General features: G+C 54.5%; 8 protein-coding genes. 1 reads left to right on the forward strand and 7 read right to left on the reverse strand.

Going from position 1 to position 12,195, the window contains the following annotated elements; all coding sequences use genetic code 11:
- Positions 1-39: 39 nt before the first annotated feature.
- From AC6I7A_RS12255 to wbaP, 6 genes are all read right to left on the reverse strand, one after another.
- Positions 40-957, reverse strand: a complete 918-nt coding sequence (locus AC6I7A_RS12255; RefSeq protein WP_009089259.1) for a glycosyltransferase family 2 protein — start codon at positions 955-957, stop codon at positions 40-42.
- A gap of 114 nt (positions 958-1,071) precedes the next feature.
- On the reverse strand, positions 1,072-2,208 hold the full coding sequence (locus AC6I7A_RS12260; protein ID WP_009089257.1) for an EpsG family protein: 1,137 nt from the start codon (positions 2,206-2,208) through the stop codon (positions 1,072-1,074).
- 277 nt (positions 2,209-2,485) lie between these two features.
- The gene (gene wzc / locus AC6I7A_RS12265) at positions 2,486-4,663 is read right to left on the reverse strand and encodes a tyrosine-protein kinase Wzc (protein ID WP_009089255.1); all 2,178 of its coding nucleotides are present in this window, start codon (positions 4,661-4,663) and stop codon (positions 2,486-2,488) included.
- A gap of 12 nt (positions 4,664-4,675) precedes the next feature.
- Complete coding sequence (locus tag AC6I7A_RS12270) at positions 4,676-5,110, reverse strand: arsenate reductase/protein-tyrosine-phosphatase family protein (RefSeq protein ID WP_009089253.1); 435 nt, start codon at positions 5,108-5,110, stop codon at positions 4,676-4,678.
- 9 nt (positions 5,111-5,119) lie between these two features.
- Positions 5,120-6,259 (reverse strand): polysaccharide export protein, encoded by a 1,140-nt coding sequence (locus AC6I7A_RS12275; protein WP_009089251.1) that lies wholly within the window; start codon positions 6,257-6,259, stop codon positions 5,120-5,122.
- A 287-nt stretch (positions 6,260-6,546) separates the two neighbouring features.
- Positions 6,547-7,980 (reverse strand): undecaprenyl-phosphate galactose phosphotransferase WbaP, encoded by a 1,434-nt coding sequence (gene wbaP, locus AC6I7A_RS12280; RefSeq protein WP_009089249.1) that lies wholly within the window; start codon positions 7,978-7,980, stop codon positions 6,547-6,549.
- Between the two features lie 797 nt (positions 7,981-8,777).
- On the opposite strand from wbaP, the gene AC6I7A_RS12285 reads away from it, so the two are divergent.
- A complete protein-coding gene (locus AC6I7A_RS12285) occupies positions 8,778-10,349 on the forward strand; it encodes a TerC family protein (protein WP_058956686.1) in 1,572 nt (523 codons plus the stop codon).
- Positions 10,350-10,362: 13 nt separating this feature from the next.
- Here AC6I7A_RS12285 and asmA read toward each other — a convergent pair whose 3' ends face one another.
- Positions 10,363-12,186, reverse strand: coding sequence for an outer membrane assembly protein AsmA (gene asmA / locus AC6I7A_RS12290; RefSeq protein ID WP_058956687.1), 1,824 nt, complete (start codon positions 12,184-12,186; stop codon positions 10,363-10,365).
- Positions 12,187-12,195 lie beyond the last annotated feature (9 nt).

Consider the following 12,195-nt stretch of genomic DNA (forward strand, 5'->3'; position numbering starts at 1 on the left):
GGCTCCTGATATCAGGAGCAGAGCGGGACGCGCCGCGCGTCAGGAGATCGCTTTCTCACCACCGAAACGTGCTCTGACTTTGTCTTTGACCCGGTTCATGAAATAGGCACGGTTATCTTTGTTAGTGAGGAAGAAGTAGCGGGCAAAGCTCAGGCTTGCCATCAGCGACTTGCCATCCATCTTGTAGCGCAGCGGCAGCTTAAAGGCTTTGTAAGTGTGGATATCACGCGGGGTCAGATGCGGCTTCATGGTATCAAGCCAGAACATCGAATATTTCACCGATTCGCCTTTGTGCTTCGATCCAAATTTGGTGACCAGATGATAGTTCGCCAGCGGCGCGGCAATCATCACGAAGTCATAGCCCATGCGGTCGGCACGAATGCAGAAATCATAATCCTGATGGCGGATATAGCGGGTATCGAACTGAATTTTTGCCGCGTCTTCCCGCTTCAGCACGATGGTGCTGGTCTGGATAAAGCCGTAGCAGCCGAACAGATACTCGGCGACGGTTTCGTTTTTGCCTGGTGGCTGCATCGGCATCACTTTCAGGAACGATCCATCCTGATAGATATTGACCTGACTGAAGATGACAAATTTCTGTCTGCCCTGCCCCTCCAGCTGCGCGATTTTCTCGCTCACCTGCTGCAGTTTGTCAGCGGCCCACTCATCATCGGCGTCCAGGAAGCTGACATAGTCGCCGGTGGCCAGCTCAATGCCTTTGTTGCGCGCACCGGCGCCGTTAAGTTTCACCTCAGAGAGCACCAGATTGATATCCAGCTCCTGATAGCGTTCGCTGCGAACAACGTCCGCCAGCGCTGCGGCATCCGCCGACTTATCATCAACGATGATGACCTCAAAATTGCGATACGTTTGAGCTTTAACGCAATCCAGCGTCGTGACAATCGATTCTGACGCGTTATAAGCCGGAATTACGATAGAGAAACGAATGTCCTTCATGGCCAGCACCTCATCAAAATAATTCAAAAATAAACAGTTCAGTCGACAACCGTCGAAGAAAAACCGGGGATCTGACAGGCGGCTGCCTCTCTGGAGAGTCCAGCCGCCCGGTAATCAGTGAATCAACCAAAACTCCCGCGCCACTTCATAGCCGGTCACCGCCTGCTTGGTTGAAATGGTGTTGTAGTAGAGGTAATAGAGCAGGAAGAACACCAGCATGCCAAACAGCGCGGGTTTCCATGACCGTCTGGCCTGATAAATCAGCGAGGTCAGGATGATCGGTTCAACCTGCTGCAGATAGTTAGACAGACGCGAACCGGATGGGAAGTTGTACAGGAAGATCCTGATCGCGCCGCCGATGGCAAAACTTAAAATCAGCAGATAGTTAAGACGATACTGGGCGTAATTTTCGCGCTTCAGCTCATCGGTCAGCATGAAATAGAAAAACACAAACACCAGCATGATGTTTTTCAGGTTCGACACCGCCAGGATACTGCCACCCATCGCATAAGAGGGGTCATTGTTATAGCCCGACGCCCTCTCACCCAGCGATCCCAGATGTCCGGCAATCAGGGCAATAAAGCTGGAACCGCCCACGACGGAGAGCGGCAGGCTGGCCACGATGATGATCACCGGCCACCAGCGCCAGTCACGAATAAACAGGAACGGCACCAGCGTCACGACCATGATCCCCGTGTTGTGACTGGTGAATGACAGCACGAAGAAGGCAAACGCCCACCAGTAGCGCTTGAGATAGATCGACCACAGAACGCCAAGGAACAGCGCCGAGCTCAGGCCAAAGCGAATCTGGTTGATGTCTTTGTTGATAAAGATGTGCGCCGAATAGAGCATCAGCGCCAGCACCGGATAGGGTGACATCTTCCGGAAAAAGTAAGTGTTAATGAAAACGGCAATGGCACAGAAGACAAACAGAAAGATGCTGGCGTTGTGCGAAAACAGGCTGGTCAGCCAGGCGATCGCAAAAATCAGCGGTTCATAACGGAAAAATGCAACGGTTTTAAAGAAGCCGTTAATCTCGATACGTCTGACAAAGTCTTCAAAGAAACTGCGGTACTGGAAATCATCCATGCCGGTGCCGAGACCGCGAATCCCCCCGAAAACAATCAACAGTATGGCGGCCACACAGAGCAGCCAGGTCAGAATATGATTTGTGCGTTCGTCTTTTTTTAGCGCGATTTCAAACAGCGCAAGCAGCAGTAAAAAGCCTGATACATACCAATAGGGAGCCATGGTGTGATTCCTTAATTCCACAAGTTCTCATGCCAGCAACCATCCTGCTTCGCCTTCCCGGCCGGCTTTTCCGCGAGCCAGAGAGCACGATCATAAATGACGTGCGGGCGATGCCCTGCTGGAGATGAATTCTGTTGAGTGACGCTCGCCATGCGATTTATCGTTTTATCGCTTTTCCGGGTCCGGACAGAATAACCTGTGTCAATTGATGCGTGTCGTCATTCAAAGGGACGATAAAAAGGGGCGGTCAGACCGCCCCCTGTTGCTTACTCAATGATCAGCTTTTGTTGGTCTTGCCGTAGTCGTAGGCGTAGTAGTCATAACCATAGCCATACGCGTTGGCCGCTTTACGCACCACGGCGTTGAGGATCACACCTTTAATCTCAATACCGTTCTGGGCAAAGCGTTTGAAGCTGACGTCCACTTCTTTCGTGGTGTTGGCTTCGAAACGCGCCACCATCAGCGAGGTGCCTGCCAGCTTACCGATAATTGACGCATCGGTAACGGCCAGGATAGGTGGCGTATCGATTAATACCAGGTCGTAGTTCTTGCTCGCCCAGTCCAGCAGCTCACCCATGCGACGATGCATCAGCAGCTCAGACGGGTTCGGCGGCACCTGACCACGAGGCAGGAAGTCGAAACCGTATACACCCTGCTGAATCAGCGCCGGGCTGAACTCCGTTTTACCGGACAGGACGTTGGACAGGCCTGATTTGTTATCCGCGCCCAGCAGCTCGTGGGTGTAGCCACGACGCATGTCGCCATCGATGAACAGGACACGCTGACCCGCTTTCGCGACCAGGGTCGCCAGGTTGGCACAGATAAAGGTTTTACCAATACCCGGGCTGGCGCCGGTGATCATCAGGATGTTGTTTTTCGCTTCCATCATGGCGAAGTGCAGGCTGGTACGCAGACTACGAATCGCTTCGATAGAGAGGTCAGTCGGGTTACCCAGCGCCAGCAGCGTTTCGTGCGGATCGGTTTTCACCTTGCTGCCGCGACGCGCCAGGGCTTCGGTATCCTTCTTACGCTGCCAGTCTGACAGAGGCACGCTGGCATAGACATTCATGCCCAGCTCTTCCAGCTGATCCGGGTTCTCGATGCCGTGATGCAGCAGCGCTTTCAGCAGAACCAGACCGACCGACACGAACAGACCCAGAATCAGGCTTGCGGCGATGATCAGCATCTTCTTCGGTGCGACCGGCGCGTTTGCTGTCTGCGCGCTGTCGATGATGCGGACATCACCCACGGTGCTCGCTTTACTGATGCCCAGCTCCTGCTGACGGTTCAGCAGCTGCATGTAGATCTCCTGACCAGACTGAACGTCACGGGTCAGACGCAGGATTTCCTGCTGAGTCTGAGGCATGCCAGAGATTTTCTTGTTCAGCTGAGCCTGCTCATTCTCCAGCGTTTTACGTTTTTCCAGCAGCGCACGGTAGGTCGGGTGATCTTTGGTGAACAGCTGAGAGACTTCCGCTTCACGGAAGGTCAGTTCGTTCAGCTGGCTCTGCACGCTGACAGAGGAGTCCAGGGCAGATTTCGCTTCCAGTGACAGGTCAACCGATTCGTTCTGACGACGGAAGGCGTTCAGTTTGTTTTCCGCATCATCCAGCTTGCTGCGAACGGCAGGCAGCTGAGTGCGCAGGAACTCCAGACTTTTCTCGGCCTGCTCAGACTTGCGCTCAACGTTCTGCAGCAGATAGTTGTTCACGATCTGATTCAGGACTTTGCTGATCTGCTCCGGATCTTCACCCAGGTACTCCAGACCCAGCACGCCGGTATCTTTACCTTTGTCAGCCACGGTCAGGTTGGAGAGAACCGAACGGATCGCCTGCAGGTCGTTCAGCTTGGTAACGGTGAAGCTGGTGCCTTCGTCAGCGTGGATCTCGCTGACCAGCATGGTGACGTCGCCGTGCGACTCCAGCTGACCGACTTTACCCTTGAACAGCTCATCACCATCTTTAGAAACGGTGTAGCTCTGCGGGCCGGTCACTTCCAGTTCCACGTTACGCTTGTCGATGGTGCGTGGGATTTCCAGGCGGGAAATCGCGATGCTGGCAGGTTTATTCCCCATCAGGCGCGACAGACCCTTACCGATAACCGGGAAGTAGTTCTGCTCAACCACGGTATCCAGACCCAGATCGTCAACCGTTTTGCCGATGACCATACGGGATTCGAGGATCTCGATTTCCGTATCAGACGCCGGGGTCGGTGGCAGAATGCTGTCAATTTCGTTCAGAACGGTGCTGGCGTTCTTCTGCTCAACCTGAACCAGCGCATCTGCGCTGTAAATCGGTGTCGCAAACAGTGTGTAGAGTGTTCCCGCCAGCATGAAAAAAGCGGTAACGGCAACAATGATCCAGCGATGATCAATTAGCTGTCCCACAAGATGCGCCAGATCCCATCCATTCGACTCCTCTCCCGGCGCGGTTCTGACCTTATTTTTTATATTCATGGATAATCCCAACTATCGGCTTAATACGTTGACCCACTTCTGGGTAGCGTTTTCCAGTAACCCGTAAATCTCTTCAAAGGCCTCACGGCTTTTTCGATACGGATCCGCAATTTCTTTCTGATTGAGCCAGTGCCCAAGCAGCATGGTTTTGCCACGCGCAGCGGGGTCGATGCGATTCACCTGTTCAATCTGTCGCTTTTCCATCACCAGAATCAGATCGGCCTGACGGCACATCTCGGCCGTCAGCTGCTGCGCCTGGTGACCGTCCAGCGACAGACCCTGCGCAGCGGCGACGTCAGAGGCTGTCTGGTCGGCCGGGTGGCCTACCAGCGCCCCCAGGCCAGCAGAGCGAACATCCAAATCGGGCAGCGCGCGTTTAAACAGGCGCTCTCCGGTGGGAGAGCGGCAGATATTGCCGACGCAAACGACTAACACGGACGTAATCATGGTCAGACCTTAGTTCGACCAGTTGCGGATACGCAGCGCGCTCTCGCTCACATCGTTGATACCCGCAATGGTTGGCAGTAATTGCGAGATCACACGGTTCCAGCGCGTCAGCGGTGTAGAGGTGACATAAACGATGTCGTAAGGCTGAAGCTGGAAATCGGTGCCCATCACCATGGATGCCGCATCTTTAGTGTTCAACTGATAGATGTTGGCAATCTTGCTGCGATCGGTACCGTGCAGTGGACGGATAACGAAGACACCGGTGGCGTCAGAGGTGGTCTGATCCATCCCGGCCGCATTACCCAGCGCTTCCGCCAGCGTCATGCCGCTGCGGTCCATTTTCAGGGTCGCCTGCTGCTTCACTTCGCCCATGACGAAGATTTTCAGATCGTCATTACGCGGAACGTAGAGGATATCGCCCGGATAGAGGAGATGGTTCTGGCTCAGGTCGCCATTCTGCATCAGCGCCTGCAGAGAGACACGCTGCTCACGACCGTTGTGCGTCAGCACGACGTTACGCCAGTCTGCATCGGCAGCCAGGCCGCCCGCGGCGTTAATCGCATCCAGAATCGTCAGCGGCACGTTGGTAATCGGCTGCTGGCCTGAAGTGGTGACAGAACCGGTCACGTAGGCTTTCTGTGATTTGAACGAGGCGATGCTGACATCAACCTGAGGACTTTCGATGTACTGTGCCAGGCGGCGGGCGACTTCGTTACGAACGTCGCCGACGGTACGGCCCGCGACACGCACACGACCGATGTAAGGATAGAAGATGGTGCCGTCTGAGTGTACCCAGTTGCCGGTGTCGCTGGCGCTACGATACTGACCGGCTGGGGTGGTCAGCTCCGGGTGATCCCAGACCGTGATGGTCAGGACATCGCCCACACCGATACGGTATTCGTAGTTCTGAATTTCGTTCTGCAGAGTCGGGTTAGCCTGGGCCACCAGTGGCTTAGGACGCATCTTCTCAACCAGTGAAGGGGTTAACGGAAAGACGTTGACGTATTTGTCGATGTCAAAGTTGCTATCCTGCTGCTCAATGACATCTTTTCCCGACGTAGAAAGGCGCTGACCTGGTTCGATCGTACACCCGCTGAGGAATGTGGCGGATACCAGCAAGGGTATCAATTTCATTTTGATTGTAATCATTTAGATCTTCGCTATCAGTTATTTATTGATAGAGGCGAAACCGCCGCTGTGTAAGCGTCCAACAAAAAAAGTAAATCCTGCCTGACTTAAGCTCTGAACCTGTCGTTCATTATCCTTGCTCCACTTGTTATACGTTGTCGCCATCTGTCAGGGCGAATCTGCGTGCCGTGCATCATAGTAGACTAATAATGCACGACGATATCCCTGACGATGGCGCCAACAACGACACGCCTGACAACGGCACAACACCTCTGAGTGCGCGTTAACGCACTCCTTTCGACTCACACTTAATACGCACCGTCACGTTTCAGGACGACACCCACTGTTTTGAACAGAATGGCGATGTCATTCCACAGTGACCAGTTTTTTACGTACCACGAGTCGAAATAGACGCGGGTTTCATAGTCAACATCATTACGACCGCTGACCTGCCACAATCCCGTCATGCCTGGCTTAGCCATCAGGTAATAATCAACATCACCAGCATAACGGCAGAGTTCATCTTCAATGACCGGACGAGGACCGACCAGGCTCATATCACCGCGCACCACATTCCAGAGTTGAGGTAACTCATCCAGACTGGTTTTACGAATGAAGTGGCCCACTTTAGTAATACGTGGATCATTTTTAAGTTTGAAATCTTTATCCCATTCCGCACGTGCAATCGGGTCAGTACGAAGGACCTCTTCCAGCACTTCTTTGGAATTAATCACCATCGAGCGGAACTTCAGGCATTTAAATTTACGGCCATTCATTCCTACACGTTCGTGACCATAAATCGGCGGTCCACCATCACGGCCAACCAGGAAGCCGAGCACCAGCAGCGCAGGCATCAGCATCAGAATAATCGACAGCGCACCGACAATATCGAATGTCCGCTTAAGGAAGCGCGACGTGCGTTTCGCCAGGTTGTTCTGAACACGCAGAATCATCACTTCATGGCTGAAGATGTAGGCCATGTCGGTCCCGTAGAGCGGCACACCGCGCAGGGTCGGGATAACGGAGACGGAACGGCAGTTGTGCATCGCCAGCGACTTCAGCCACATATCGCGGTACTGACTCTGCTCAAACTCCACCGCCACGATGAACTGGGTTTCACTGCTGGCCAGATGCCAGAGTTCCTGCTCGTCACGTAGCACCGGCACGCCATTCATGATCTCCTGCGGGCAGGTTCCATCAACGTCATAGAAGGCCACCACGTCAAAGCCCATCACCTCTTCGCTTTGCAGCGCCTGCCAGGCTTCGTGGGCATTTTTGCTGCTGCCAATAATAATGGTCTGTTTTTTCCACAAGCCATTTTTATTAAGCAGACGTTTTGCCAGGGCGCGACAGGTTGGAATGAAAATCAGCGCCAGTACCCAGGTCAGCAGCCAGACGAAACGCGACATCTGCCACTGCGACAGCGCGGTAATCGACAGGTCAATAACAGAAAATATAAGAATGGTACGAAAAACTTCTTTTAATTCGAACCAGAAAGGTTTGCGGTATGTGTAGTGACGAAGTCTTACCCAGAACCAGCCGATGCAAATAATTGACAGACAAATGTGCGTGGCAATTTGTAGATTCATTTCTTTTTCAGAAATATCTGCCAGCGGCGAATCTGACTGAACATTAATTAGCATCATCGCTATAAATAAAGCTGCGTTGAAACAAATTAAATCTGAACAGGCCAGCGTTAATTTGGTAATAAGACTTTTAAACGTAAATTGTGTATCGCGCATATTTAACTCTTTATTTTATTTCCTTTAACCCGCAACGGCTATCGCCTGTTTAATCGCTGAACGATGAAGCCTCTTCAGACTGAGCCGTTTCTAAGGGGAGCTCCTGCGGCGTTTACGCCCATGATCTTAACCATAAATCCAATAATATTGTGATGAATACCAACAGATTACTCTGACTTTAATCACCGCCAGCGCTGCTCATTTTATCAACGAAAAACACGATTCAGGCACGCTACCGCCCTTGGCTGTCGCTGCCAATATCGCTGTCATCATTCATATTGCTCCCCATAATGCGTCAGCGTTACCGGAACGCATCATACAGACGTTCGCGCTCAAATTACGCAATCCGGACATTGCGATTAATGTCGAATTGGTACGCAAATTACGACTCTGGGGAAGAGTTTGCTAACTTGTTGCTATACTAGTTATTACTGGCTTGTTTACAAGCAGGTCCCGCTATCCCTGGACTATTTTAGGAAAAAGACTACCAGCGATTAGTATTGAAGCCAGACAGGCAGTGCAATCCTTTCGTAATAATTCGGATTAATGCCATACTCCCGCTGCGATAAATCGCATAAGCCCCGCAGGTGAATATCGTTTTCACGGTGCAGAATGAGTAAGAATTATCTACCCTCCCCTCTGCAGAGTTAATCAAACCGTCACACCGTTATGCTCATCTTTTGCACGATAAATCCGGGCTATCCGGCTGTAACGCCCCTGCCCTGCCATTTGTACCGGGCTTCGCACTCCACTATCATCAGAGAAAACGCAATTTAAAATATTCAGGTGAACACGAGATGCTGGACGTAATGGCGGATCCCTCGCTCTGGGCAGGATTAGTAACGCTAATCGTTCTGGAACTGGTTTTAGGTATCGACAATCTGATCTTCATCGCCATTCTGGTTGAAAAGCTTCCCGGGCCCCTTCGTGACCGGGCACGCGTGATCGGGCTGCTGCTGGCGCTGCTGTGCCGGTTGCTGCTGCTGGCTTCGCTCTCCTGGCTGGTTACGCTGAAGGAACCCTGGGTTACGCTGGCGGGCCATCCCTTCAGTGCGCGCGATTTGCTGCTGCTGTCAGGCGGGATTTTCCTGCTATTTAAGGCCACAACAGAGTTGAATGCGCGGCTGGAAGGCCATGATGAAGAGAGCGGTCAACAAAAAGGCGGCGCTAAATTCTGGCCGGTGGTGGCGCAGATTGTGGTGCTGGACGCCATCTTTTCACTGGATGCCGTGATTACGGCCGTCGGGATGGTCAACGACCTGCCGGTCATGATGATTGCGGTCACCATTGCCATTCTGCTGATGCTGCTGGCCAGTAAGCCCTTAACCCGCTTTGTGAACAGCCATCCGACGATTGTCATCCTCTGCTTAAGCTTTTTACTGATGATTGGCTTCAGTCTGGTGGCGGAGGGCTTTGGCTTTGTGATCCCGAAAGGGTATCTCTACGCCGCCATTGGCTTCTCGGTAATTATTGAGGCGCTGAACCAGCTGGCTCACTTCAACCGCAGGCGGGTCCTCTCGGCGGGCCGCCCGCTGCGTCAGCGAACGGCGGAGGCGGTGCTGCGACTGCTGCGTGGCGCGGCGGAACCGGCGGAGCTGGACGCAAAGACCTCGTCACTGATTGCAGACAGCGATGACAGCATGCTGTTTAACCGGCAGGAACGGGTGATGATTGCCCGGGTGCTGGGTCTGGGTCAGCGCCACGTCAACAGCATCATGACCTCGCGCCATGACGTCGAACATATCGATCTCAGTGACGACCCGGCAGAGATCATGTCACGCCTCGACCGCAACCAGCACACGCGAATCCTGATTACCGACCACTCCAGCGAACCGCTGGGTGTGGTTCACGTCATCGATCTGCTGCATCAGTCACTGCACAACGTGTCGCTCGACCTGCGCGCCCTGATCCGCCAGCCGCTGGTGTTTCCTGAACGCCTGACGCTGCTGCAGGCGCTGGAGCAGTTTCGCCAGGCGCACACGCACTTCGCCTTTGTGGTGGATGAGTTTGGTTCGGTGGAGGGCGTTGTCACCCTGAGTGATGTGATGGAAACCATCGCCGGCAATCTGCCGAACGAAGCCGGTGAAATCGACGCCCGTTACGATATTCAGATTCTGGCTGAAGGCCACTGGGTGGCTAACGGCCACATGCCACTGGAAGATCTGGCGCTCTATGTGAAGCTGCCGCTGGATGAGCAGCGCGACTATCATACGCTGGCAGGATTACTGATGGACAAGCTGCAGCACATTCCGCAGGCCGGCGATGCGCTGCAGCTGGGCGACTATCTGCTGAAAACCCTACAGGTTGAAAACCACCGGGTTCAGAAGGTGGAGATCCTCTTCCAGCCCGCCGCTGATGATGAGGTGTAAGGCACTGCGCCCGTTACGGGCGCAGGATTTTCTTCAGGTTCTGTTTGTTCTCGTCATCTTTCTGACGATCGATCCACTGATTGAGGCGGGATTTCGCTTCACTCTGCAACCGGTCACGCAGCACGGCATCCACCGGCAGTGAATATTGCAGACTGTCCCAGTCGCCATACATACGCAGCGGAATCGGCTGAGCAGACAGCGTCTTCACCAGCGCGTCGTCGCCCTGCCAGCCGCTGATTTTCAGACCCAGCGTGACGTCCAGCTGACGCTGCGCCAGATCCACCCTGCCTGCGCCCTGTAAGCCGAGATCCTGACCATTGCCTTCGATGTCGCTGAAGCTGAGCACACCTTTATTCAGGGCGACCTGCGCACTGATCGACTCAATGCCTTCATCGGCCTTCTCTGTATTGCTGACTTTGTCGCTCACCCGCGCCACGGCGCGCTGCACCATCTGCTGAAGGTTAATCTGAGCCAGCTTCAGGTTACTGGCGCTGATCGTCGCCCTGCCCTGCCAGCGACGTTTGGCCGCCTCGACATTCAGCGTGTCGCCGGCCAGTTCGCCATCAAGACTCAGATTGCCCTGCAGACTCTCCGGCAGCGCAAATGCCTTCAGCAGCGGCTGAATGGCAATCAGCCGGAGCTGGGGCTTCAGGGCCACCTGCGTCTCCGGCTGACGGATATCAATGCTGCCGGGGATCGAGAAGCTGCCATTGCCCAGTTTGCCGCGCAGGGTGTTCAGGGTCATCAGCCCCTGCTGGTTGCTGGCATCGACGGTGAGGCCGGTGAGCGACAGTCCGCGCCAGACCGCACTGTCCGCCTGTAATTTCAGGGCCAGATCCATCTCGTTCAGCGGGGAATCGGCATTGCGGGTTTCACGCGGCGCAGCAATCACCGGCGACCGTGCGACGGTCGCGCGCTGCACGCCGGGCGTCTCGGCAACGGGGGCACCGTTCAGCAGATTATCGAGGTTCAGCGTGGTCGCTTTCAGATCCAGCGCCAGCCGCTGCGGCGGCGCAATATGGCCCTCACCCTGACCGGTCAGCGTGGTGTCATTAGCCGTGAGTTGCAGGTTGCTGAAGGCAAACTGCTGGCGGTCGCCATTCCATTCGCCCTGCAGGGTCAGCGAACCTTTAATGCCCTGAGGCGGGATATCGGCACCGGAAAGGGTGTAATCAAACTGCTGGAGCTGGCCGGTAAGACGATGAGGATACTGGGCGGCATCCAGCTGACCTTTGAGGGTGACGGTGGCGTTGCGCTGGTTGCGCATCAGCGTTGTGCTCAGCGCCAGCGTCGCCTGCTTGTTCGCGTCCTGCTCCATGTTCATGTTGAGGTCGCGGAAATTGTATTCGTCGCCGCCTGGCTGCTGCCAGATCAGCAGGCTGTCTGCCACCTGCAGTTTAGCGATGTCAAACGACCAGCCGCCGGAGGGAGCAACCGGATCGGCATCACGGGGTCCCTGGGGAGCATTTTTGCTCAGCCGGGCAGCGCTGTCTGGCGTGACGCGCACCACCGCATTTTTCAGCAACACCTGGCTGACGCTCAGCTGATGGGATAACAGCGGCCAGAGATCCACATCCAGCCGCATATTGTCGGCCGAGACCAGCGGCTGGCTGGCACCCGGCGCGGTCAGACTCATCCGGCCGGAGAGAATGCTGAGCTGCGGCCAGACGTGCCAGCGCAGATCGCTGCTGACCTGAAGCTGATAACCACTGCGTTGTTCGACCTGCTGCACCATATAGGCACGGAAGTCGTTGGGATTGACCAGCAGCACCAGCGCGCTCATTCCCGTTACGACCACCACTAACAGGATGGCCAGCGTGGTTATCACTCTTTTCATCAAACCCTC

Source organism: Type-F symbiont of Plautia stali (assembly GCF_059731105.1).

What these genes read in the sequence shown, in the direction of transcription:
- AC6I7A_RS12270 (WP_009089253.1), bottom strand. Translation starts at nt 5,110, where the DNA reads ATGATTACGTCCGTGTTAGTCGTTTGCGTCGGCAATATCTGCCGCTCT.
- wbaP (WP_009089249.1), bottom strand. Translation starts at nt 7,980, where the DNA reads ATGCGCGATACACAATTTACGTTTAAAAGTCTTATTACCAAATTAACG.
- AC6I7A_RS12255 (WP_009089259.1), bottom strand. Translation starts at nt 957, where the DNA reads ATGAAGGACATTCGTTTCTCTATCGTAATTCCGGCTTATAACGCGTCA.
- wzc (WP_009089255.1), bottom strand. Translation starts at nt 4,663, where the DNA reads ATGAATATAAAAAATAAGGTCAGAACCGCGCCGGGAGAGGAGTCGAAT.
- AC6I7A_RS12275 (WP_009089251.1), bottom strand. Translation starts at nt 6,259, where the DNA reads ATGATTACAATCAAAATGAAATTGATACCCTTGCTGGTATCCGCCACA.
- asmA (WP_058956687.1), bottom strand. Translation starts at nt 12,186, where the DNA reads ATGAAAAGAGTGATAACCACGCTGGCCATCCTGTTAGTGGTGGTCGTA.
- AC6I7A_RS12260 (WP_009089257.1), bottom strand. Translation starts at nt 2,208, where the DNA reads ATGGCTCCCTATTGGTATGTATCAGGCTTTTTACTGCTGCTTGCGCTG.
- AC6I7A_RS12285 (WP_058956686.1), top strand. Translation starts at nt 8,778, where the DNA reads ATGCTGGACGTAATGGCGGATCCCTCGCTCTGGGCAGGATTAGTAACG.